We start from the raw sequence: 24,244 nt of genomic DNA on the forward strand, positions 1-24,244 counted from the left end.
ACTAACTCTTTTAAAGGATAAAATTGGCCTACAAAGGCGGACGCTGCCGCTTCTCCATTCCCAATCTTACTCTCCGAGCCCTATCTTATTGCTTTTTCATAGTTGTCCACAATTAATCGACACCCTTCTGTGAGGCGCTAGAACATATGCTTATTGGCTCCCCTTGTAGCGGAAAAAGTTTTTGTGGAACGAGCACTCGCGCGTTAAACTAACTGCATTTCCTGTACTTAGTTTTAAGAAATTTGGCTTTTTTGTGATTCTAAGGGGAAAAACTGCACTTAGTTTGGCGCGTTTCGCAATATATAGAGGAATTCCTTGAAACTAGATGCATGAAATCCATGTAGAACCGTTTATTCGATAAAAAAGCAGAATCTAGATGTATAAAATGTACTTAGCTACCGCGAGCTGGACGAGATGGATGTAGACTGGGTCGATTCTTCCTTGTATGCATTATTGACAAGCTCATATTTGCAGAGTTCGAGATATTCTCTGATGAGCTTTTTTTTGTTGTGGATTATTAAGCGTTTGGGTTTGTAAAGGTTGTAATAAACTTCATACTTACCGTTCTATACCAATTTGGATACGCTTACAAGTAAAGAGTTTGAAAAATATGTTAAAAGAACTTTTGAAATCATCTAATCAGGAGGTATTTTTAATGGGGAAAAAAATGAATGCCAAGAGTAGGCTTAATAAGCTAAATTCAACAGTATTAGCAGTGATTTTATGCATAACAATGTTATTTTCAAACGTTATGCCAGTAAATGCATTTGTGCCGCCAACAGATGATAGTATTCCTACATTGTTAAAAGAAGGATTTTCTGACTATGCAGACAAGTACGAAATTTATCCTGTCCCGCATTCTACTACATACTTAGGGGGGGAACGTTTTACTCTAGGAAATGGAGTGAATCTGGTCTTTGAAGACGGTGAAAATGGTATTGATGTGTATACCAAAAACTTTCTAAAAGAGATTCTGGAAAAATATAATGTAGCCTATACGGAAAGTGACCAGATTGATAATAATAAAACAAATATTTTAGTAGGAATATCAGGTTCAGGTGACATTGTTGACAGCTACGTTAATAGCGCTATTACTATGAATAATGGTCCTGATTTATTTGATAAAATTGACTCCTATATGTTAGATGCCCAGGAAGATGTTATTACTATTTTAGGGAAAGACACAGATAGCGCCTACTATGGCATTGCCACTCTGCAGATGATGTTTTCTTCATTTGCAGGACTGTATTTCCTGCCAGTTCATATTGAAGATTGGGCTGAAATGAAGTACCGGGGTATTGTAGAAGGGTTTTACGGCGCTTGGGAGCATGAAGGGCGTGCCAGCTTAATGCGCAGCTCCCGAGATGTAAAAATGAACAGTTTTGTATATGCCGCAAAAGGGGATGAATACCATAGGTCAAAATGGGCAGAACCATACCCCGGGAATCAAATAAACCAGATAAAAGAGCTTGTGGAAGTAGGGAAAGAAACAAAGGTTAAATTTGTTTGGTCTGTGCATCTGGAGTCCTTTTTTAGAGGAATAACGATAGACACACATCCGCAAGAGTATGAGAAACGTTATAATCTATTAACTGCAAAGTTTGATCAGCTCTATGATGCTGGTGTTCGGCGTATCGATGTACTAAACGATGATTTTGGGTCTGGCAGTAACGAAGATGTTGTAGCGCTGCTAAATCGCCTAATGACAGACTACGTTGATCAAAGAGAAGGTTTAGAACCGATTGTTTATTGTCCACAGGGATACAACGTTAATTGGTCAGGGAATGGAAAAGAGCTTGAAGCTTTAAGCAAGCTTGATAAACGTATTATGATTTACTGGACGGGCCAGGATGTGAATAGTCCTATTGCCCAAAGCAGCATTGATTATCTTATTAATAAAACGGGCCTGGAACCTATGTTTTGGATCAACTATCCAGTAAATGAGCATGCAAAATCAGGAATTTACCTGGGAGAGATTAGCCACTATGTCCGTGATGGTGTAAATGGACTTGGAGGTGCTGTATCTAACCCGTCTCAATTTACAGAAACAAATAAAGTAGGATTATTCCAGCTGGCTAGCTTGTTTTGGAATAACCAAAACTATAGCGAGTATGCCGTAACGCTTTGGGAAGACAGCTTTAAATATCTGCAGCCAGAAGTATATGAGTCTTATCTGACGATCGGAAGAAATGTTGCTAACGCACCTAATTCTTCTCGTGTAGCAGGCTTTCCAGAAAGTGAATATATAAAAGACAGTCTAGAGAAAGTGTTAGCCTATGCAACCTCCGGTAAGCCTATATCGCAGGATGAACAAACCTTGGAATTACTAAGGGAATTTGATAACATACTATTCGCTGTTGAAGATTTTCGGAAAAATGGCAATAACCTTATCTTGATCGAAGAGCTGGATCCGTGGCTTAGATCATTAAAGGATGTTGCGACTGCTGGCAAGGAGGCTATCCAAGCAGTTATAGCACTGGAACAGAAGGATGTGGACACGGCTTGGCGAAGTCTATCGACTGCCAGCAGAGCCCTTTCAACTTGGGACAGTTATACGACCTTTCCTAATGAGACGCGTGCTAAAGCAGGTACTAAAAGGCTGCAGCCTTTTGCTGCAGGGTTAATTCCCTTTGTAACCAATAAACTTACTCCTCTCCTTAATCCTGACAGCACGGAGTTTCTCGCTTCTTTTTATGGGGTAATGGGTGGACAACAAGTAAGTGACTCTAGTAATACAGCCAAAATATTTGATGGCAATTTAAGCACCTATGCTAGTTTCCAAACAGTACAGAAAAAAGATGACTATTTCGGAATAGACATTGGAAGGGCTATATCCGTCAATAGTATCTCCATTTTACAAGGAAAAAATGATACAGATCACGATTATTTTCATAAGGCTGCATTAGAATACTCCACTGATGGTGACAAGTGGAGCACCTTAGTGCCGCTTGTGGATTCACGCAGCATCGAAATGAAGGAGCTTAACATTAAGGCTCGGTATATACGAGTTCGGCTTGTTGAAACTGGAACCCCGGGAAAACCGGATTATTGGACCTTTATCCGTGAATTTAAGATTAATGGAAACGCTTCCCCGTTTGGTGTATTCACTAATGTAGATGAATTAAAAGATAGTGCCATTGCAGTAGATGGTACTGACTATACGCTTACTGCAGCATCAGATAAAATAACCTTGCCTGCTAAAGGATATGTGGGAATTAGCTTGTCAGAGATTGTGGGAGTTCATGCTATTTCAGTAAATCCTGCGTTACCAAATGGAATTATGCTGGAATATTCCTTAAATAAAGCCCAGTGGGAAGATGCCTCTGCTTTATCTGGAAATACTACCCTGCGTTATGTCAGGCTATATAATACCAGTGATGAGCCCATAACCTTTGATTTTGATCGTTTATCTGTTTCTTTAACCAGAGTAGACATGAAACCTAAGGTTATTGAAACCAATTTAAAGAATGCTTTAAAGGAAGGCAGCTGGGAAAATCTTTTTGACGGAAAGGAAAACACTTTTGCCTGGACCAATGAGGCTCAAGCAATGGGACAATACATCACGGTAGACCTTGGTGTGCTAACAAAAGTATATGATGTAACCCTTTTAACGGATGATGGAAATCCACAAGTTTATAATGGAACCCTTTCTATATCAGAAAATAAAAGTGATTGGACGACAATTGCCACTGTTAATGATGGTGGAGGTGATAGTCGTTTAGACCCTCCGTATCGTTATGTGGAGGGGAATGGCAATGGAATGATGACCAGATACATTAAATTGGAGATTACCAAAAATAATGGCTATTACTTAAAGCTTCATGAATTAGAAATAAACAAAAAGGCAGAAGAAGAAGAAACAATCAGTGCTTTTTCTGGAATACCCATGGGTCAATTTGAGAATATGGTAGATGGAAATTTATCCACCATGTTTGCTCCTGGCCTTATAGATATTGAAGATGGTTATTTTGAATATATACTCTCCGACAATGTGAACGTAGATAGTATTAATATTTTACAAGATCCTAATAGCATTTCTAAAGCTGTCGTTAAAGCACAGTCCTTAGATGGTAATTGGACCAATCTTGGGATACTTGATAAAAGCGCCACTATGTTTGACACCAGCCATTTGAATGGCATACAAAAGCTGCGTCTGGAATGGGGTAAGAATACGACACCTGCCATTGCAGAAATTTTCTTTTCTACTTCAGGAGAAAATGGAGTGGATCCAGATGACGAGATTTCAATCGTTTATCCTAGTATCTTTAGCGTACCGCCCATTGAAGATGTAACTGTTAATAATGGTACCCCATGGGAAATGGTAGGACTGCCAGAAAAGGTGAGCGTAACACTTAGTAATGGGAAGACAGCTCTGCTGCCTGTAAACTGGAGTGCTAGTAAATACGATTCTTTAACTAAAGGAGAGTATACAGCAACTGGAAGATTGGTGCTTCCTTCGAACATAACAAACCAAGCTCAAATAACACTGACTGCTAAAGTAACCGTTAAAGCTGGAATGGGAGAAACAAAAGAAGGAAACCTTGCTCTTAACCAGCCTGTAGAAGTTTCAGGTTTAGAGATAGCGGGATCTTGGTCAGGTGAAAACATAGTAGATGGGAATTTAGATACCCGTTGGAGCGCCAATAAGATGAAAGAGAAGGATGATCTAAATCCGGCTAATCAAATATCTGGAGCTAACTGGGTTGTTATTGATTTAGGCGAAGGTAATAATACAATTGAAAGTTTAGATATTTATTACCATGCTAAAGCTAGCGGTACAAAATATGAAATTCAAGTTTCAGATGACAAGAGTACGTGGACAAAGGCAGCAGAAGTAAATAAGGAGCCTACTGACGTTCAAAATGAACAGCACACTATACCAGTCGATTCGAATGGGGAAGGCAGATATGTACGCATATACTATAAAGAGATGAATATTAATGCAAAAGCTGCTAATGGTATTAGTATTAAAGAGATTGTGGTAAATGGCAAGAAGACGTTTGGTACATCATCTGAACCAGAAAACCTTGCATTGCAGCGACCAACTTATGTATCGGGTACAGAGACTCAGAATTTCCCGGGCTCTAACGCAGTAGATGGGACAAATAGCCGCTGGAGCAGTAATCTTATGAAAGAGAAGAAAGATCAGCCAGTAGGTCAAGAACAAAACCCGGCCTGGATTATTGTAGACTTAGGTGATGATGTAGATAAGATTAGCTCAGTTTCGGCAAAATATTACAACCTCGTTTACGGTACAGCATATGTTATGCAGTTATCTGATAGCAAGGAAAGTGATGCTAGCTGGGAGACAATTCACACCATTAGCAAGCCACATGGGGGTGCCGGTAATCCTACTGATGTAATTACTTTTGATCAGCCGATTGCAGGAAAACGTTTTATTCGATTATACTTCACCCAAATGAATGTGGCTGCAGCAGGTCACGCTATCGGGTTAGAGGAATTAGTAGTAACAGGCACCCGTAAAGTAGATGAGGATCCAAATGTTATTAAGGTAGAACAACAAACTGCTTTCGGTATTTTAGGGACGGAATTTAACAATCTCACCTTGCCTAAAAGGACAGTAGTAGAGTTAGCAGATGGCAGTTCATTAAGCCTGCCAGTGGTTTGGAATAGCGAAGGGTATGATGCTAATGTTAAAGAACAAAATTTAGCTGGAATATTATCCTTGCCTGACAACGTCTCAAATACAAATGATATTAAAGCTACTGTTCGTTTAATCTTGGAAGATACGCCGCAAATCACTTCTGCCGTTGCCAAAGGAATCACGGTTGCTTTCGGTACAGATTTTGATGAACTGCCGCTGCCTGGCAAGGTTGTTACTGAACTAGATAATGGATACAGCGTACTGTCTAGCGTTAATTGGATGGAAGGTAATTATGATTCAGAGTTTGAGGGAGATCAAACCCTTGATGGAACGTTGATTATCCCTGAAGATGTTGCAAATACACAAAATATTAAAGCTAAAATTACTATTACTATTCTACCTGCTATAGTAGAAACTTCTGACCTCGAGATGGAAATACAAGAGATAGAAGAAAAGATTACAAATGGTGACCTGGTCGAAGCAAACTATACAGCAGCAAGCTGGATTGCTTTACAAACAGCACTTGAAAAGGCTAAAGAATTACTTCAAGGTGAGCCTACACAGGCAGAAGTGCGAGATATTTTATTAAATCTTAAAAATGCACGGAGTGGACTACGAATAGACGACAAGGAAGAAGATGGAGGAACTAGTGGAGGTCCAATTATTACAGGCCCCAATAAACCAGCCATAACGATCGATCAAAACGGCACTAAATTAGATGTGGATAAAATTGACAAAACAAAGCCTTCTGTTGTGCTTGAGGTTACTCCAAACCAATATGGCATCGTATATGTCAATATAGCCGCCAGCATTTTAACCGATATTGAGAGTGAAAACTCTAATTTAGTTTTTGAGGTTAAAGCCCCATATGGCAGTTATCAGGTGCCTGTAAATCTTGCATCCTTGGTTTCAGAGTTTGACAGCATAATTGCCGAAAACCATTTAAAAGCTGAGGTTATAGACTTTTCCATAACGATAACTGATAAATCAAGTGATAAGGAAATTCAAAAAATACTAAAAAATGCATGGCCAAATGGTAAGGTTATGGGTGCCGTATTAGACTTTTCTATCGATATAATTAATAGAGAAACAGGGAAGTCTGTGGGTAAAGCAGATTCATTTGCAAAAGATATTAAAAGGGTAATCTCAATGCCGGAAGGTATGAGAAACATGCCAGAAACATGGGGAGCTTTTTATTACAATGAAGCGCTTAAAGCATTAGAATTTGTTCCAGCCAAAGCCACTAAGATCAATAATGCATGGTATGTAACGATTAGTTCAAACACCAACAGCATGTATGTAGTAGTTGAAAATAACATTAAATTTGCAGATGTAAATGCAGACTATTGGGGAAGGGCTGCTATCGAAAAGGCAGCAGCTAAAGGACTTGTTAAGGGTGTCGGAAATGGATTGTATCAGCCTGATAAAAAAGTTACCAGGGCTCAGTTCGTGCAAATGATTGTCAATGCAATAAAGCTGCCAGCGATACAAGAGGATACAAAAATGTATACTGATGTAACGCAAGATGAATGGCATTACAATGCCATTATGAAGGCAAAGTCTGCAGGGCTATTGGCATATTTTCAGTCCAGGAGCTTTATGCCGAATGCTCCTATTACTCGAGAGGAGATGGCAAGTATTTTAGCAGAGGTTTTAAGATATGAAAAGATTGCTATTACAAAGGATCATATTGATTTAGGCAATAAGTTTAGTGATTATGATCAGATAAATACAAACTTACAAACAGATATTGAGTTAATTTATAAAATGAAGATTATGCAAGGTACGTCCGCAACAACTTTTGCTCCTAAAGGTGCAGCTACAAGAGGACAGGCGGCAACTGTACAAATGAATTTACTCAAAGCATTAGATATGATTGATTAGTAATATAGATGGCAGGGAGCGGGCTGGTTCGCTCCCTTTTTTTTATATTTTAAGTTAGTTGTGGTGCTTTTTTGGGCCAAACAAAATAGGCGATGGTAATTAAAAGATCGATGCCCAATATTCTTGACCACCAACGTATTGTACTCGCAAGAGCCTCGGTTCTTTCTGGATCCTGAACGATGTAAATGAGTCCGAACAGACAGCCTATACCAATTGCGTAGGCAAGAGCATGTTTAAGCCAGCTTTTTAAATAATGTCGTGCATAGTCATAGCCATAGCGTTTAATCGGTTTATCACCCTGCTTGAGGATGTAAAAGCGGAATCGTTTATCTGCCCAAACAATTATGCTTTTGCCGAAAGCGATGGATACACCGATATACACGGCAGAAATCGCATGCGCGGATGTTGCAGTAGCACCGCGATACAGGTCGAGCCCTGTAATGATAAGCAAGATTAAATCAATGACCGGAGTTAGCGCAAGCAGAAGAAAGCCTAATCGTTCCTTTCGCAGCAGGTACACAATGAAGACATGACAAAAATAGTAGATCATGATCAAAGAAGATTACTGATTGCCGAGGCTGCTTTACGTGTCATAAGACAGATGGGCATGAAAGGAGCGACTGTAAGAAATATTGCCCAGGAGACGGGATTGTCGCTTGGTGCTTTGCGCCATTATTTCTCGACTCAGGATGAGCTGATTGACTTCTCGATGAGGTTGGTGAAAGAGCGGGCCACAGCCCGTATTAATGAACTGATCGACTTAGACATGCCACTTTTTCAAAAGGTGCTGCGGATATTGCTGGAGCTTTTGCCAACAGATGATAACAAGCTGGCAGAAATGGAGGTTTGGTTTGCATACACCGCTCACTATAGAAGCGGCGGAACTGCATTTGACGCGCAGCACGATGGTATACTGGATCTAGTGGAGCGTATGCTTCGCAGCATGAAAGAGTCAGGAATACTGCGGCCTGAACTTGACTGTGCACTGGAGATCGAACGGTTATATGCTTTGATTGATGGCATAGCACTGCATGCATTTCTAGATACGAAGCGGGTAAATTATGAACAAATCACAAATTTGGTTACCTATCATATGAAATCTATTTGTACGGAGGAATCTTTTTCTTAATTGAAAATGGCATCTGTAACGGAACTTAAACACGCTATTGTACGGAAATCAGCTTATTCTAAAATCTAAAGGAACTGAGAAACTTTATTTACTCAAAATCACTACCAAAACGGTGAAAAAATCACCTATAGTGCTCCACAGTTCCGTTACAGTTTTAAAACACCTTTTTATTGCTAAATAGAGCCTTTCAGTTCCGTTACAATTCTAAACAGATGATATTACGACTTTTGCTCGGTTATTAAACTTTTGACAAAATGCTTATCATGAACGCCGTGAAGATATTTGCAATTCGATAATCACAGGTCTGCGGCTATGTCTCGACATACCAGAAATATAATAAAAAAGAGACTGCCACGCGCATGGCAGTCTCTTTTCTGATGTATCCCATACTAAATTATTTTTGCTCAAAAAAGGTTAGCCGCTTTTTTTGCAAGTGCGGCTACCTCGAGCCACTCCAATGTTTTGCAGTATTCAATCTTAATCTCTCCATCCATCATTTCTAGGTCATCGTCTAAATAATCTACCACGCTTATATCATGAAACCAATCTCCCGGTTCTGCTTCCGGCTGGCTGACATTTTTCCAGACATGTTCAAGCTTTGGGCTGTAAATTCTCCTCGCTCCCTTGCGAAGCTGGCACGATTTTAACCTTAAGGGATAAGCAATTCCCGGTACACCTTCATTTACATCATTAAATAAATGCGGCCAATAATCTTTCCTTGATCCGGTATGCGGATGACATTTGGCCCAATCCAGCGCCTGTCTATGAAAATCTGTATTTTTAAATAAAACGGCATATAGCCTTTTTCCAAGTGAAATTCGCTCATGGAGCAACTGGAATTGTTGAAGAGTCTGTCCCTTTACATGGGTACCTTCCGAAGGAAATAAAATTTGATTAAATGGCAGCCAATTCTGTAAATGAAACTCGATTTTGTTGAATACTTCTTTTTGATAATGGGGATGTTGAACAACCCTCTGTTCCAGATAGCTTTGTTCATTAATGATTGACGCTATACATAAAATATACGTATCTCGATCGCTCCAAAAATAGTCCCAAATCGTTTCCAAAAACATAGAAATATTTAGTTGAGGAAATAGATAAAACATCGGTCTATTCTGCTTTAAACTCTCCTCGTAAAGTAGAAATTGCGGGTATATATCTTGAAAAATCAGCCAGTTGCCGCGTTCCAAAAAATGAAAAAATGATTCCTGCTCCTTGCGTGAGAGCAGTTTGCCCAGAAACTCTCCCTTGAGATCGGTCATGTTCCATCCGCCGTTCCGTGATACCATATGGCCTAAAAATGCCCAGTGGATTTCAGGGTGCCGCAAATAAAACTCAAGATAGGCTTTTGTTCGGGTTACATTATTTAGGTTGTGCTCCTGGGTCATCTGCCTAATTTGATTCAAAAGCTCCATCTCTGGAAAAGTTAGCTTATTCAAGACGGAAGGGGAGTGGTTCATTTTTTTCTTTAATTGCTTGCGAATCGTTTCAAGCGGTGTTATTTGGCGTTTTCTTGTAAAAAAGATAGCAGCTCCCTCCCTTATGAAGACGGATGTCTATATGATTATTTTATGGAGGGCATTAGAAATTGATGACGAGGAAAAGCAAAAAAACGCGAAAAGCCTTGATTTTACAAGGCTTCCCGCGGGTTTTTAGATTCTTCTTCATTACAAAAGGAGAAGCATTTTATACAGATTAAGTCGTCCTGTTACACGTTGGAGACCTTACTTATTGTGCCCGTAAAGTTGACCACATGCTGCATCAATATCCGTTCCGAATTGAGTTCGCACAGTGACTTTGACTCCATTTGACTTCAAAATATGGGTAAACCTTTGAACCCGTTCTTTGTCAGATTGACGAAAATTATTTGGTGTCACGTCGGTTGAATTGTAAGGAATCAAATTGACATGATATAAATGTTCCCAAGGACCTCGGTTCTTTAATAAAGCAACAATAGCTTCTGCGTGCTCATTTGAATCGTTCTCTCCTCGAAGTAATATATACGCAATGTATACCTTCCTGCCTGTATCACGAATATGATGATCAAGCTTATTCAATACATCATTGATCGGAAATCGATTATTTATAGGCATTAGTTCACTCCGTTGTTCGTCGAAAGGAGAATGAAGTGAAAAGGTAAGATTAACTTGTGGAAATTCCTTTGTTAACCGATCGATTCCTGGCAAAATTCCAATGGTTGAAACTGTAATTCTCCGATGCCCCAAGCCAAAGGTTTGCGAATCTGTTAGAAGCTTAAGCGAATCAAATATATAAGGACTGGCTAAAGCTTCCCCCATACCCATAAATGAAACACTGTCTAAAGCCTGACCATTTAAATGAAAATATAACAGTTGATCAGTAATTTCATCTGCTGTTAAATTTCGTTTCAGCCCGATTGTTCCAGTGGCACAGAATCGGCAACCGTATCCACATCCACATTGGCTGGATATGCAGTATGATTTCCAGCCGCGCTCATAGCTTAGTTGAACGGCTTCCACATGTTCGTTGCCTTCAATGGCAAAAAGCACTTTATTGACTTGATTGGAAGTCTTTTTCATAACAGGTGTTAAGTTCAAAACATGTTCGCCAAGATTTTGTATTAATTCGTTCCTTATACCTTTAGGGAGCATTGTCATTCGGTCATATTCACCAATTCTTTGCTTGAAGATCGCATCTGCAATTTGCTGGAACCGATATGCCGGTTGTTTCATATCTGACAATAAGTGTTTAATTTTTTCGTACTTCGAAATTGATTTCATATTTTTTCTCCTCTTGAGCCGGAGAAAATGCCATTAGCACCTTTATTCGTGTTTCAAGCATGTGCATTAACCATAACCAAGATAGATTAATACTCACGAAGCTTGTAGCTAGAGTCGCTACGTGCATCTATCGATAGATGGATAAAGCCCCGGCATCCGTTTAATTTGATCGTGAACCGTACCAACGGACAATGAACGATTCACATAAACATTTACAACTTCAAACATTCATTTCAACCTCCTGATATAAAATAATCTTTGTCTATTCATTAAAATAAAAAAGAGCTGCAAGAAAGTTACCTTTCTTGTAGCCCAAATAAACAATGTTTAATCTAACCCAAATAATAGGGGAGATAAAATGTTTTTTATTCGAGTGAAAAGAATAAGTAACTTTCTTGCTCTACAAAGAATAAAACAATTTTTGTTTTATCTTTCGTAATTTAAGCAAGAAATTTACATTGTTCCCTTCAACTCCCTAGTCATATTTGACTGTATTCTAGCATATTTAAGTTAACATTTCAACTTAAGCCCCATACAATCAGTGCTGGAAGCTTGTTACTAATTGGAGGTAAACGATTCGATATCCTGACTTTATCCTATTATTTTCTTATCTAAGAGCTTCCGCTAAAAGAATCAGGGTTAGTCCCTGTCCATACTGGCTAGGATAGCAAGGGATATGATTATAAGCTTCAATGGAAGGCATCACAGGTGTGCCTCCTGAAACACCAGCCACCGTGCCATCAGCATCAATTTTGTCGAGAACGGCCAGAACAGTCTTTTTGACCGGTTCTATCATATTTTCATCCAGCAGACCTATACGCCATGCCTTTAGTAAGCCGGCTGCGATTCCTGCGCTGCCGGACGTTTCAGGATAGAAATCAACCTGGTCCATAACTGTATTCCATAATCCGTTTTCTTGCTGATAATTTAGAAGAGCTTTCATCAAAATCTTGTAGCGATCAATAATCTCTTCGTCCGGTGTTACTATTTTTTCTAGCTCTTGTAAAATCATAGGTGTTCCTACAGCAATCCACGCATTGGCTCTAGTCCAACGTGCTGCTGACATATGATCGCCTGCCATACAGTTCCAGCCATGAAATAAAACACCGGTCTGCTCATCTTGCAACAGTGCAAGATGTAATTTTAACTGTTGCAAAGCTTCTTGAGCATACGAAGTGTTTCCGGTTAAACGGCTCAGTCTTGCGAGAAACAAAACTGCCATGAAAATGGTATCTGCCCAAACTTGTTCCGGGAAGCTGGCATCCTCCGTTACCGTATGCTCCAATGCGCCTTCACGTGTTCTAGGTGCTTCGTTCACTATCCATTGACCGATTTTCTCCGCCGTCTGCAGCCATTTTTTATCGCCAGTTTCGTTATATAGCACAGGGAAAATGGCGAAGGGAGCCATGGAGTTAATTACTTTCTGATTCTCAGCCTTGTGCAAATTTTGGTTAGCCCAATCCGTCAAGTGCTGAAGGATTTCTTTCTTACCGCGTTGTTCATAATACTCCAAAATTGAGATTACACCTACACCAGGTACCCAATCCCAATGGTTAATATCCATTCCCCAATTACCGGTATGGTCCTCAAGCATTTTCTGATATACGGCCTCTGCTTTTTGTAGTAAAATTTCCTTTTGAGATGTAAATGGCATAGGAAGCTCCTCCTAAATAAATAATTGTTATACTATTACTATAAGGTTGATAAGAGTAAAATTCTTGGTCAATTCTCTTATACAATTGAATTATTGTGAACTGAAAGTGGGGGGTTGTATGGATATAAATGAGAAAACACTGCGGGAAGATTACGTTGTGGATGAAGTAACTAACAGCGCTTTGATGGTTTATCCCGTTAACTGTGTATTTCGCACTCAAGAAATTCAACAACCGTTTCTTCATGCTCATAGCGGTTATGAGTTCTATATGTGCCTGGCAGGACAGGGAAAGCTTCTTACCGAACGGGGGGTTCATGAGTTAACGGCTGGAGTTTTGACAATAATCGCGCCGGATGCGCTGCATATGCCACGCTCAGCGCCTGAAGAACCGTTTCATCGTTTTATTTTATCCATCGATAAGACTTACCTGGAGGGACTGGGTGGAGAAAAACAGTTGAACGAAGAATATGAAATTGATTATTGGCTTCCAACCGAGGAGGAAGCGTCGCTATGCTGGCAGCTTAATGCACGTCAGATTTTAGTGGTACAGGATATCTTCGTTCAACTGGAGCGAGAACTTATTGAGCGTAAAAAATGTTTTTCTCTGGCGGTGCGAAGTTTAATTTTACAGCTATTCGTTAATCTCGGACGATACCAGGGGATACAGCCTGCTCTTTCTTCAAGTAGTGGAGAACGTAAGCAAATTGTGGAAGGAATTATGGATTGGGTAGCGGAGAGATACGCTGAGCCGTTGAGAATTGAAGAGTTGTGCAGTAGATATCATTTGTCTCGTTCTTATCTTCATCGGATATTCAAGCAGGAAACCGGCTTGACGATTATGGACTATCTGATTTCTTATCGGATTAACAAAGCTAAAATACTGCTCAAAAACGATTCTATGTCAATAACTGAGATAGCACATTGTTCAGGATTTCAAGATTTATCTCATTTTAGTCGCATTTTTAAACGCCAGAATGGTATTACGCCAAGAGCGTATCGCGATAGCGGAAGAAAAACTGAAGCCTACTACTACTAGAATTCGTAATCAGTTTCTTTAGATAAAAAAGAAGAACCTTGATTGGGCCATTTTTAAACGTCAAGGTTCTTTTGCTATTTCACTATTGATTTTCTGACAAGTTGAACAAAATAATGCTTGTTCGATCTATCTACTGTTGGCACATCGAAGATTCAGACATTTTGTTATTAATTGCCTGTTTCAGTTCTGCTGAACTATTCTTTTGCTCCTTTGAACCGTGTCTCATTTCTCTCTGTGTAATTTCTTTGTATGAAACCTCATCTGTATTGCCCCATTTCGTCCAAGGGACTTTATCAAATTGGTGATGCAGGTAATACTTCCATGGGTTGAAGCTGCCAGGGGCATAATTATACGTGCCCATGTTTACCGGATCGGTTACGATCAGCCCGGTCTGTGTATGATAAACAACTTCAAAGCGGCCATTAGCTGATATGAATTTCACATGATAGGCAGCGTCAAGCTCCTCTACTTCATATCGATGATATCTTGCGCTGAACAGCTGCCATTTGCCGCATGCTGCAAGCTCAATCATCTCATCTAGCCGCTCAGGGGCCTCTCCATACTGATTCAGCACATTTCGAAAATAATGAAGCTCTTCAGTGATGTACGCGAGCTGCTTGACATTTCGGTCAAACGTATCAAAAAACAAATCAAATTGCTTATGTCCGTGCAGAATTTCAGGATTACTCTCCAAATCATGCATCATTCGAGTAAGGATCGCGTGAGCTGCAATCGCTTTGGAATGATCAAATACATACCATTTTTGATACTCTGAACGAATTTGTTTGTGCTGTGCCGAGAGCTCGGAAAAGTATGCCTCTGTTAAAAAATCAGCTTTGATATCAACAGGCACAATGGGATATGCCAAGTTTTCTTGATAACGATGATATCCAAACGTAGATACTGTGATTGCGATAAATAAGAGTACGATGATGGCAGTCCTTTTTGGTATCCGTTTTTTGATTACTGTATTAATTTTTCAACCCCACCTTTATGCGGTTATATTGTTGGATTTCTCTTTATTGTATTTTTTAAGAGATATCACCAGTGTGTAATATATAAACCATAGGCTTAATGCTCCTGTAATCATGAGTATTCCTATCGCTAGATCATAGGGATAGCCGTAAAATCCTATGCTTGTCGGCCTTACTTTGAGGAGCAAAAGCCAGAAAGCAGCCGCAGCCGCGCCATAACCCATCCAAGATAGGATAGATCTTGAAAGACTCTTGGCATAGAATGATTTTTTTCGAAATCTCCTTATTAGAAAACCAAGAAAAACGATCCCTGCCAACAAAAGTGCAATGGACAAGATACCGAGTGTTTTTCCAAATGTGAACGGTGCGGAGTTGAAGTCAGGTTCATATCCCAAAAGAATTGCTGAGATGCCCTCGACGATTGTCAGCTGTATTTCTGGATGAAATTCACCGAGCAATAGCGTAACACCCAGGTCTTGCTCGGGTATAAACAGGATGGCAGAAGCTGATCCGACACCATCTCCGGTTTTATAAAAGATTTTATTTTGGTGCAATGGTTTGGTTTCAAAACCGCTGGCTGTATATAAGGCGTCAAAGAGCTCCGTGGAAACATGATCTGTTCTGGAATCTGCGATGCTTTGAGAATTCATGAGAGGGTGCTCTGTAAAACCTAATTGAGCGGACAGGAACTTGCTGAGGTCCTCAATTGTGCTATATAACCCACCGTCCGGATCTTGCGCGCTGCCAAACGCTTCAAAAGACCGGTTGATGTGTACTTTTTGTGTGAAAAACCACGTATATTCTTTTGCTAGTCGCGAATCTGCAAATTGATTAAGCTTGGTTCCGAAGACCGTTTCTTTCATCTGAAGCGGATCGAGAATGTTTTGTTGGATATAGTCGTAATAACTTAGACCAGATACATATTCAATAACAAGTCCTAATATATCATAGCAGCCATTACAATAGTTTCCTGATTGGCCTGGTTTCTGTTGAACCTCGATTGTTTTAAACAAACGTACATAGTCTTCCAGTGAATCCCGAGCTTTCCGTTCCGCAAAAATAAGGCCATCGGTTTGAAAGGAGCCAATCCCACCAGCTGAATGGGTTAAAAGATGTCGCAAAGTTATTTGGTCGCTAAGTTTTTCTTGTTTAAAGCGGAACCAAGGGATATAGGTGCGGATAGGTTCATCCAAATGTAATAGCCCCTCATCCTGCAGTTGATAGATGGCTGATGCTGTAAATGATTTAGTAACTGAAGCGATAGAATATACCGTTTTCTCATTAGGCATTTGATTCGTCTTCTTGTCAATTTTTCCGTATCCTTGCGATCGGATCAGCTTATCCTGATAGGTAATTCCGAATACACCACCAATTATGTTGTTATTCTGCATTTGCTCGTTGAAATAATCTTCCGCCAACTTCAATCTCTCTTCACTAATCCTTTTTTCATCTAATTCCCGAGCTAAAGCATTTGAACTAAAAGGGTTTATTAAGATAAAAAGCACAACACCTAACAAGATTGATTTGATCCCTCTCATCTTATAATATCCTCTCCTTGTTGTGTTTCTATTGCATTTGACTATGTAATACGAACAGTCATAGCTTATTGTTTCAATGTAATTCCAATACTGGTTATCTTTTTCAGATTTAGCTGATGGAATTGATGGTGCAGAAATCGAATTACAGCAGATTGTAGTTTATTGACAATGCTGTATATTCTGTGTATGCTGTTAATGTATCAGATACACAGTTTATTTTCAACGTGATTTTGGAGGTTTTATGAAGATCATAATTACCAATACTTCCGATTTACCGATTTATCAGCAAATTAAAAATCAAATTAAACAAGCGATCCTCCAAGAAGAATTGCCAGAAGGCGAAATGTTGCCCTCGATTCGTGCATTAGCCAACGATTTGCAAGTTAGTGTACTAACTACGCGAAGAGTTTACGATGAATTGGAGTCAGAAGGGTTCATCACTACAAGAGCGGGCAAAGGATCATTTGTTGCCAGAGAAAATGTCGAACTATTATTGGAATCTAAACGGCGTATGGTCGAAGTAAAACTGGCTGAAGCCTGGGAAACAGCGCGTATGCTTGGTATAGGGAAAAGTGAGATTTACGCGATGATGGATTTGTTGTTCGAGGAGGAAGACGAATGAAACCTATTCTGGAGGTTGAAGGATTAACGAAGCAATTGGGCGGATTCAAATTGGAAAACGTTAGTTTTTCAATAATTGAGGGATGCATAACCGGTTTTATAGGTGTAAATGGTGCTGGAAAAACAACCTTTATTAAACTTTTACTAGGATTAATTCAAAAGGATGCAGGAGATATAAAGTTTTTTGGGCAGAGTATTCAAAATAATGAGCGAGATTTCAAAAATCGAATCGGCTTAGTGTTAGATGATGGCTATTTCTATGATGATTTAACATTAACAGAAATGAAAAATGTGATTGCTGCCTCTTATAGCAGCTGGGATAATCGTTTGTTTAACAGAAATATCGAACGCTTTGGTCTGCAATTGAATCAAAAGATTGGCACTCTATCTAAAGGGATGCGCATGAAGTATGCTATTGCACTCGCTATTTCCCATCAGGCTGACTTATTGATTATGGATGAGCCAACAAGTGGATTAGATCCGCAAATTAGAAAGGAGCTTATGGATATTTTACTCGAGTATGTCGGAGAGGGCAAAAGTGTTTTCCTATCTTCTCATATTACCTCCGATCTGGATAAGATTGCAGATATGATTATTTTACTTCATGATGGCCGGATTATTTTGAGTGAGGATAAAGATCTTTTACTAGATATGCATGGATTGGTTAAAGGAGATAAGAATGAACTGAATGATCAAAGCAGATCCTTGTTTTTAACTATAAATGAAACTGGATATGGATTTACCGGCTTGACTACGGATAAAGAAAAGGTAAGGCGACAAATGAAAAATGTGTTGATAGAAAGGCCATCCATTGAGGATATTATGTTGAGTTACATTAAGAGGTGATGATATGATATATCATTTGGTGAAAAAAGATTTATTTTTAGCAAAAAAATACTGGATCGTATTGTTTATTGCAGCGTTGGTACTTCCTGTTTTTATCCAAACAAAGCTGTTGGCTGGCAGCGAATTCCTTTCCTTTTTTTTAAGCACGTTATTTATCGTATACTTGCTGTTTAACAGTGTATCCATGGCGGAAGATAAATTTCGGGGTGCCGCTTATTTATGTGCAACTTCCTATACAAGAAACAAGCTAGTAATCTCCAAATATATACTCATTGTTGTACTTTTTGGAGGATGCTTTATCCTCTACACGCTCACAGCTTTATTATCTCCGATTGAGATGCGATTTCTAAATCTTTATGATATCGGGTTAGCGATGCTTATCCTTCATATTGCATTCGGTATTATTATTCCTGTCCAATATCGTTTTGGGTATGAGAAGTCCAAATATATTTTCTTTTTCATGATTTTTCTTACTCCGTTCGTCATGCCGAATGTTGTCAAGGTACTACAAAATAACAGTATTGATTTTGCTGCAATTCCGATTTCCCAACCTATGCAGGGGCTTCTCTTTGTTCTGCTAGCATGTGCAGTAGGTGCAATATCTCTTTCTTTATCGAGTAGAATTTATGCTTCCCATGATTTGTAAAAAAGCACTGGGAGGGGAGGAGACTTAGATGAAAGAGAAGCATACTTTATTTGGAATCATTCTTGCAATTGTGTTTATCGGGCAGGTGATGAACAAGAGTTATTTAGCCGTATTTCCGCTTATTGGGGCTGTTGCTTTTTTTATTAGTGCTTGGAAGCTGAAGGAATAAGAATGGTTACATGACGTCTCAAACAGGAGGCGTTTTTTTTCTTTTTATCGATTGATTTTTCAATTAGTTGGGATGAACCACATCAGGAATGTATAATAGTGGTATTCAAACATTACGGACGGAATGGAAGTGAGTACGTGCCAAACAGTATTTTGCTGGTAGAAGATGATAGTGATATTAGTAAGCTGGTTAAAAGTCATTTGGAGCTGGAAAATTTTAAAGTGCTTACTGCGTTTGATGGCGAGGAGGCTATCGCTCTTCTTCAGAAAAATAAAGTGGATTTGATTTTGCTGGATTTAATGCTTCCTAAAATAAGCGGTATGGATGTATTGAAACAAATAAGAGTAAATAGTTTAATTCCTGTACTGATTATTTCAGCGAAAGGAACTGACATCGATAAAGCTTTAGGGCTCGGGTTTGGAGCCGATGATTATATAAGCAAGCCTTTTTCCATGATTGAGCTGACCGCCAGGGTGCATGCTGCTATACGGAGGGCAACGCAATATGTTCCGAGAGAGGAACAATCCAAACCTGCTCCTCTTTACTTCAAGGAGCTCTCCCTAGACCCTGATACTTTTTCTGCCCAAGTTAAGGGGAAGTCCATCCAGCTCACTTCGAAGGAATTTCATATATTAAAGCTCTTTATGACGAACCAAAAGAGAGTGTTTACAAAGGAGCAGATTTATCATTTTATTTGGGAAGATGACTATTATGGAAATGAAAATGTAATCAATGTACATATCAGAAGGCTTCGGGAAAAAATTGAAGAGGATCCGTCAAACCCCCAATATATTCAAACGGTTTGGGGAATCGGATATAAATTGGGTGAGTAGCTTATGATCGTTGTATTAAGTGCAATTACTGTATGCTTAGTTATCCTTAATGGCTGGCAATACCTTTCCAGAAGAAAATTGAACTTGAGTCTTCATGAAATTAGTGATAAATTAACTGACATTTTGGAAAAAGAGTCCTCAGAAAAAGTGTTTCTTCAAACAGACCAAAAGCATATTCAATTTTTCCTTATTCAAATTAACCGTCTCTTGGATTATAACCAAAAGGTAATTGCAGACTATGCAAGGACAAAGGACAGTTTAAGAAAAATGCTCTCCAATATGTCTCATGATTTAAAAACTCCACTGACTGTTGTTCTAGGGTATACGGAAAAATTAAAAATGGATCAAAGCCTGGTGGGGAAAGAGCGGCATGAAGTTGTTTCAAACCTCCATCAAAAAACGTTAAGTGTCATAGCCCTAATGAACAAATTTTTTGACCTGGCCAAAATTGAATCAGATGATTATGCCATTCCTCTAAGCAAAATATCGATCAATGAAATTTGCCGGAAAAATGTTTTGGGATTTTATGAATGGTTACAAGCAAAAAATCTTCAGGTGGAAATTGAAATTCCAGAACAGCCTTATTATATCCTTGGGAACGAAGAAGCGTTAAATCGCATCCTTAACAATTTAATTTCTAATTCCATTCGGTACGGAAGTGATGGCGGAGTATTTGGTTTGACGCTTCGAGAAGACGGGAAAAACATAGCGATAGACATTTGGGATAAAGGAAAAGGAATATCCGAGGTCCATCAAGCCCGGGTTTTTGATCGGCTATATACGTTAGATGATGCAAGAAATCCACAATTTCAAGGCAGCGGCCTAGGGTTAAGCATTACAAAACGATTAACAGAAGCTATGAAAGGTTCGATCCATCTAAGCAGTAAGCCGTATGAAAAAACGGTTTTTACTTGTGTATTAAAACGAATTACATATTAATTAACGGAAGTCAAACTTGATCGCAGTGCACTCCTTTTCTATTGCTGGTTACCCTCTCCCCAATGAATCGAGTGCTTAAGAAATTTGTAAGGAATGAGAAAGAAATAAGATAATGATGTTCCTTATGATGATACTAAAGGGAGGGAATGCAATGAGCGACGTAGTTCGAACAATTGGGTTAACAAAAATAACAAAAGGCAAAGAGCTCGTTTCCAATATAAATCTTCATATTAAAAAAGGAGAAATATATGGATTTCTCGGACAAAATGGAGCAGGGAAAACAACTATTATGAAAATGCTGACTGGCTTGATGATTCCGACAAGTGGAGAAATACAATTGTTTGGCCGCTTGCTTACTGAAAAATCGAAGGCTGCTTTAAACCGGGTCGGCAGTATTATTGAATATCCTATCTTTTTCGATCATTTAACAGCATTTGAAAATTTAAAGCTTCATTGTGAATACTTAGGTTTTTACGATGATAAATCGATAAGAGAAGCCTTGGATTTAGTTCACTTAAAAGGAATTGATAATAAGCAGGTGAAGGACTTCTCGCTCGGGATGAAGCAGCGGCTGGGGATTGCCAGAGCAATCATTACGAAGCCGGAACTTATTGTTCTGGACGAACCAATCAATGGGCTTGATCCGATAGGAATCAAGGATGTGCGAGATTTAATTTTAATGCTGAATAAGGAATACGGCATTACGTTTCTGCTTTCAAGTCATATTCTAGGCGAGATGGAGCTGGTTGTGGACAGAATTGGGGTTATTCATAACGGAAGTTTAATAAATGAAGTCACTTTGGCTGATATTCGAGAGCAGCGAACGGAATATATAGAGCTAATAACTACGAATGTTGAAAAGACCGTTTATTTACTTGAAACTGAATTGCAGATTTCTAATATGAAAATTATACAAGATCGCAAAATCCGAATTTATGATAAGACACAATCACAAAATGCTATTTCTAAATTGCTAGTATTACATGACGTAGAGATAGAAGGCATCCAAAAGCATACGAGTTCATTGGAAGACTATTTTTATAAGCAAATTAATGGGGGTGGCAATAGTGAATAGACTGGTAAGACTGGAATGGAAAAAGTTAAAGCAAAAATCTATTATGGGCGAGGTCATTATTTACTGGTTTATTCTTCTGGGGCTGCCGGTTTTTTTTGTGAAAGTTGTAAGTGCTGATTTTGGTCAGAGCTTTGATTCTTTATTTGAGCTTATCCAATCGATACAAAGAGGAATTGTCCTGCTTGGAGCGTCGCTAATCAGCCAGGTTTTCATAGATGAATATAAAAATAAAACGATCTCGCTTTCCTTCGGATATCCGATTAGCAGAAAAAAACTGTTCACGGCAAAAGTAATCTTTATCGCCTTTTTCATTTTTTTAACTACCATTGTCTCTTATCTATTGACAGGAGCAGCAACCTTTTTAATGAATCAAATGTTTCCTTTTGTTTATTTTTCAATAACGGGATCGAATTTGGTAAGTTACTTTAGCGGTATGATTACCGGATCATTTATGGTTACGCTAATTAGCTTTATTCCGCTTTTCTTCTTTGCCATTTGGAGAAGAGCAACGATTCTCACTGTAATCTGCGCCGTAACAGCGATGAATTTACCAAACTTTTCATCGATTTTTCAGTTAAATAGCGAGCTTATTGTAGTCATGTTGTGTGGAATAGGAGCATTGAGTTTATTTCTTTCTATAAAAACAGCAGAAAGTGTAGGAGAGGTCTAGATAGCTTATGGATAAAATGAAACACCTTTTGAAAGTGAAGTATGATCTGGAGGCTGCTAAGATTGTACCGCAGCGCGGCGGCTGGGCGGCACTAGCCTTTAAGGTATACAGCGGCGATGGTTCGTTCTTTTTGAAGGTTTATGAAAAAAGCCGGGCGTCGACACCGAAGTGGACGGCTCTCATTGATCAATATGTTCCAATAACGGTTTGGCTTATGCACAATAGCCAATTGAGAGGCAGACTCCCCGTACCCGTACTAACCCAAAACGGCGATTATAAATGTGAAGATGATGAAGGAATCTACTTGCTGTATGAATATATCGAAGGCGAAACGGTTGGTGACAAGGAATTAACGGGAGATCAGGTTGAAGAGCTGTCAAAAATGATTGCAGAGCTTCATTTGTATGGGGAAGAAATCCCTGTGGAAACGAAAGCTATTAAGGAAGACTTTGCAGTTCCTTTTTTGGCTCAGATGAGGACTGTAGTAGATCAGGCGATTGACGAGCTGCCTTATGAAGTACGGGAATTAATACAATCTCATATGGTACAGCTCATGAAGCTGATGGATTCCATAGAGAAACTGTCTGCAGATTTGATGAAAAGAAACTTAAAAATGACGTTGTGTCATACCGATCTCCATAATTGGAATCTGATGCAATCCAGCAGCCGGCAGCTGATGCTGATTGACTGGGAAGGGCTAAAGCTGGCACCTGTTGAAGCCGATCTGATGTTTTTTATTGATAAGCCTTACTATCATGCATTTATGACCAACTATCGCAAGGTCCATAACGAATTTGCAATCAACCCCGATGTGCTGCAATTTTATCAGGACCGGCGCAAATTAGAGGATATTTGGGAATTTATAGAACAGATCTTATTTGACCGGCAAGACGCTCAGGAACGAGCTGAAACTATCAGTCATTTGAGCAGAGAGATACGTGAAATTAATAGCTGATTGGTTATCAAGTTAAGTATGCACGACGCTCTCGAAGTTTTCTGCAAAGCCTACTGCTCTAAGCTAAAATAGCTTAGAACAGCAGGCTTTTTTCTATATGAAGTTATTGTGCTTCTACGCCGTTATTTGCTGCGTTTCTTTCATTTGATTTGCGAAGCAGTAAATATTCCATTAACAGCTGTTTCATATGATGACATTAGCGCTTTTAGCATATAATCTGCAAGTCTGTGAAAAATCAAATAATGTTAATATTTGTGCAAAATGAAGACTATTAAAAGAGGACAGACTAATGAAAAATCAACGTCCATAAATATGGATTGCTTCGATTAAGTTGTTTTGGACATTTATACTCAATCCAATTTTAGATATCATCATAGTGAATAAAGCAATTACTAAGGCTGTTGATTCATTGTGGCAACCCAAACTTGATCACAGTGTACCCCTTTTTTATTACTCGTTACCTTATCCACAATGGGGCGACACTCTCATTATTACGCGTTAGAAATTTAGGAGAATGAAAGAGGACAAATCAATGGATATTTCAAGCATGCAAAAATATGCCAAGCAGTTCAGTGAGGAAAAGGGATTCGGTGTCAATACGATCCAGACCCGAACCTTGTATTTACTGACGGAAGTGGGAGAGCTGGCAAAGGAAGTTTTAAGCATTTCATTTTACCCGACGGAGGAAAAGGTGCGGCTCGCTAAAGAAAATATAGGCCTCGAAATGTATGATGTGATTTTTAATATTTTAGATCTCGCAAACCAGCTGGAAATCGAATTGGAAGAGGCCTGTCAAAAAAAGATGGAGCTCAACAAGCATAGAATTTGGTATGAATGATAAACCAAGCCGAGCAGCAGCAAAGAGCCGCTTGTCCTGCAGGCAGGAATGGCGGCTCTATTGTTAATTGTCC

19 protein-coding genes are annotated in these 24,244 nt (G+C 39.1%); 13 read left to right on the forward strand and 6 right to left on the reverse strand.

All coding sequences use genetic code 11. The features are described from left to right. Positions 1-655: 655 nt before the first annotated feature. Positions 656-7,489, forward strand: coding sequence for a beta-N-acetylglucosaminidase domain-containing protein (locus tag V1L65_RS23500; protein WP_331701688.1), 6,834 nt, complete (start codon positions 656-658; stop codon positions 7,487-7,489). Between the two features lie 49 nt (positions 7,490-7,538). Here the strand turns inward: V1L65_RS23500 and V1L65_RS23505 are convergent, their stop codons facing one another. Then, positions 7,539-8,039, reverse strand: coding sequence for a hypothetical protein (locus V1L65_RS23505; protein ID WP_442955716.1), 501 nt, complete (start codon positions 8,037-8,039; stop codon positions 7,539-7,541). Here V1L65_RS23505 and V1L65_RS23510 point away from each other — a divergent pair. Continuing rightward, positions 8,019-8,618: a TetR/AcrR family transcriptional regulator gene (locus V1L65_RS23510; RefSeq protein ID WP_331701690.1), complete on the forward strand. Its 600-nt coding sequence runs from the start codon at positions 8,019-8,021 to the stop codon at positions 8,616-8,618. The two genes, V1L65_RS23505 and V1L65_RS23510, sit on opposite strands and share 21 nt — an antisense overlap. Positions 8,619-9,022: 404 nt before the next feature. On the opposite strand, the gene V1L65_RS23515 is transcribed toward V1L65_RS23510, so the two are convergent. The 3 genes from V1L65_RS23515 to V1L65_RS23525 form a co-directional block, all read right to left on the reverse strand. Continuing rightward, a complete protein-coding gene (locus V1L65_RS23515) occupies positions 9,023-10,144 on the reverse strand; it encodes a DUF2515 family protein (protein WP_331701709.1) in 1,122 nt (373 codons plus the stop codon). A gap of 198 nt (positions 10,145-10,342) precedes the next feature. Then, entirely contained in the window at positions 10,343-11,377 is a 1,035-nt protein-coding gene (locus V1L65_RS23520; RefSeq protein WP_331701691.1) for a Cfr family 23S rRNA (adenine(2503)-C(8))-methyltransferase, read from the reverse strand. 607 nt (positions 11,378-11,984) lie between these two features. Next, on the reverse strand, positions 11,985-13,031 hold the full coding sequence (locus tag V1L65_RS23525) for a glycoside hydrolase family 88/105 protein (RefSeq protein WP_331701692.1): 1,047 nt from the start codon (positions 13,029-13,031) through the stop codon (positions 11,985-11,987). Positions 13,032-13,149: 118 nt separating this feature from the next. Between V1L65_RS23525 and V1L65_RS23530 the strand changes: the two genes are divergently transcribed. Continuing rightward, positions 13,150-14,067 carry an AraC family transcriptional regulator gene (locus V1L65_RS23530; RefSeq protein ID WP_331701693.1) on the forward strand — a complete coding sequence of 306 codons (918 nt, stop codon included), beginning with the start codon at positions 13,150-13,152 and terminating at the stop codon, positions 14,065-14,067. 130 nt (positions 14,068-14,197) lie between these two features. Here V1L65_RS23530 and V1L65_RS23535 read toward each other — a convergent pair whose 3' ends face one another. Then, positions 14,198-14,920 carry a hypothetical protein gene (locus V1L65_RS23535; RefSeq protein ID WP_331701694.1) on the reverse strand — a complete coding sequence of 241 codons (723 nt, stop codon included), beginning with the start codon at positions 14,918-14,920 and terminating at the stop codon, positions 14,198-14,200. A gap of 138 nt (positions 14,921-15,058) precedes the next feature. Continuing rightward, a complete protein-coding gene (locus tag V1L65_RS23540; RefSeq protein WP_331701695.1) occupies positions 15,059-16,579 on the reverse strand; it encodes a serine hydrolase domain-containing protein in 1,521 nt (506 codons plus the stop codon). Between the two features lie 241 nt (positions 16,580-16,820). On the opposite strand from V1L65_RS23540, the gene V1L65_RS23545 reads away from it, so the two are divergent. The 10 genes from V1L65_RS23545 (at position 16,821) to V1L65_RS23590 (ending at position 24,171) form a co-directional block, all read left to right on the forward strand. Then, positions 16,821-17,201, forward strand: a complete 381-nt coding sequence (locus V1L65_RS23545; protein WP_331701696.1) for a GntR family transcriptional regulator — start codon at positions 16,821-16,823, stop codon at positions 17,199-17,201. After that, positions 17,198-18,046 (forward strand): ABC transporter ATP-binding protein, encoded by an 849-nt coding sequence (locus V1L65_RS23550; RefSeq protein WP_331701697.1) that lies wholly within the window; start codon positions 17,198-17,200, stop codon positions 18,044-18,046. Before V1L65_RS23545 ends, V1L65_RS23550 begins: the two co-directional genes overlap by 4 nt. A 4-nt stretch (positions 18,047-18,050) precedes the next feature. Beyond that, positions 18,051-18,692, forward strand: coding sequence for an ABC-2 transporter permease (locus V1L65_RS23555; protein WP_331701698.1), 642 nt, complete (start codon positions 18,051-18,053; stop codon positions 18,690-18,692). A gap of 28 nt (positions 18,693-18,720) precedes the next feature. After that, positions 18,721-18,861, forward strand: coding sequence for a hypothetical protein (locus V1L65_RS23560; RefSeq protein WP_331701699.1), 141 nt, complete (start codon positions 18,721-18,723; stop codon positions 18,859-18,861). Positions 18,862-18,998: 137 nt separating this feature from the next. After that, complete coding sequence (locus tag V1L65_RS23565; protein ID WP_331701700.1) at positions 18,999-19,694, forward strand: response regulator transcription factor; 696 nt, start codon at positions 18,999-19,001, stop codon at positions 19,692-19,694. Between the two features lie 3 nt (positions 19,695-19,697). After that, a complete protein-coding gene (locus V1L65_RS23570) occupies positions 19,698-20,633 on the forward strand; it encodes a sensor histidine kinase (protein WP_331701701.1) in 936 nt (311 codons plus the stop codon). A gap of 151 nt (positions 20,634-20,784) precedes the next feature. Continuing rightward, the gene (locus tag V1L65_RS23575) at positions 20,785-21,708 is read left to right on the forward strand and encodes an ABC transporter ATP-binding protein (RefSeq protein ID WP_331701703.1); all 924 of its coding nucleotides are present in this window, start codon (positions 20,785-20,787) and stop codon (positions 21,706-21,708) included. Beyond that, the gene (locus V1L65_RS23580) at positions 21,701-22,378 is read left to right on the forward strand and encodes an ABC transporter permease (RefSeq protein ID WP_331701704.1); all 678 of its coding nucleotides are present in this window, start codon (positions 21,701-21,703) and stop codon (positions 22,376-22,378) included. Before V1L65_RS23575 ends, V1L65_RS23580 begins: the two co-directional genes overlap by 8 nt. 7 nt (positions 22,379-22,385) lie before the next feature. Next, entirely contained in the window at positions 22,386-23,333 is a 948-nt protein-coding gene (locus tag V1L65_RS23585) for a phosphotransferase (RefSeq protein ID WP_331701705.1), read from the forward strand. 532 nt (positions 23,334-23,865) lie between these two features. Next, positions 23,866-24,171, forward strand: coding sequence for a MazG-like family protein (locus tag V1L65_RS23590; RefSeq protein WP_331701706.1), 306 nt, complete (start codon positions 23,866-23,868; stop codon positions 24,169-24,171). The last annotated feature ends 73 nt before the right edge of the window (positions 24,172-24,244 follow it).

It is taken from the genome of Paenibacillus sp. IITD108 (assembly GCF_036541265.1).
Classification (GTDB): Bacteria; Bacillota; Bacilli; order Paenibacillales; family Paenibacillaceae; genus Pristimantibacillus.

What these genes read in the sequence shown, in the direction of transcription:
- V1L65_RS23500 (WP_331701688.1), top strand. Translation starts at nt 656, where the DNA reads ATGGGGAAAAAAATGAATGCCAAGAGTAGGCTTAATAAGCTAAATTCA.
- V1L65_RS23510 (WP_331701690.1), top strand. Translation starts at nt 8,019, where the DNA reads ATGACAAAAATAGTAGATCATGATCAAAGAAGATTACTGATTGCCGAG.
- V1L65_RS23505 (WP_442955716.1), bottom strand. Translation starts at nt 8,039, where the DNA reads ATGATCTACTATTTTTGTCATGTCTTCATTGTGTACCTGCTGCGAAAG.
- V1L65_RS23520 (WP_331701691.1), bottom strand. Translation starts at nt 11,377, where the DNA reads ATGAAATCAATTTCGAAGTACGAAAAAATTAAACACTTATTGTCAGAT.
- V1L65_RS23525 (WP_331701692.1), bottom strand. Translation starts at nt 13,031, where the DNA reads ATGCCATTTACATCTCAAAAGGAAATTTTACTACAAAAAGCAGAGGCC.
- V1L65_RS23530 (WP_331701693.1), top strand. Translation starts at nt 13,150, where the DNA reads ATGGATATAAATGAGAAAACACTGCGGGAAGATTACGTTGTGGATGAA.
- V1L65_RS23540 (WP_331701695.1), bottom strand. Translation starts at nt 16,579, where the DNA reads ATGAGAGGGATCAAATCAATCTTGTTAGGTGTTGTGCTTTTTATCTTA.
- V1L65_RS23545 (WP_331701696.1), top strand. Translation starts at nt 16,821, where the DNA reads ATGAAGATCATAATTACCAATACTTCCGATTTACCGATTTATCAGCAA.
- V1L65_RS23550 (WP_331701697.1), top strand. Translation starts at nt 17,198, where the DNA reads ATGAAACCTATTCTGGAGGTTGAAGGATTAACGAAGCAATTGGGCGGA.
- V1L65_RS23555 (WP_331701698.1), top strand. Translation starts at nt 18,051, where the DNA reads ATGATATATCATTTGGTGAAAAAAGATTTATTTTTAGCAAAAAAATAC.
- V1L65_RS23560 (WP_331701699.1), top strand. Translation starts at nt 18,721, where the DNA reads ATGAAAGAGAAGCATACTTTATTTGGAATCATTCTTGCAATTGTGTTT.
- V1L65_RS23570 (WP_331701701.1), top strand. Translation starts at nt 19,698, where the DNA reads ATGATCGTTGTATTAAGTGCAATTACTGTATGCTTAGTTATCCTTAAT.
- V1L65_RS23575 (WP_331701703.1), top strand. Translation starts at nt 20,785, where the DNA reads ATGAGCGACGTAGTTCGAACAATTGGGTTAACAAAAATAACAAAAGGC.
- V1L65_RS23585 (WP_331701705.1), top strand. Translation starts at nt 22,386, where the DNA reads ATGGATAAAATGAAACACCTTTTGAAAGTGAAGTATGATCTGGAGGCT.
- V1L65_RS23590 (WP_331701706.1), top strand. Translation starts at nt 23,866, where the DNA reads ATGGATATTTCAAGCATGCAAAAATATGCCAAGCAGTTCAGTGAGGAA.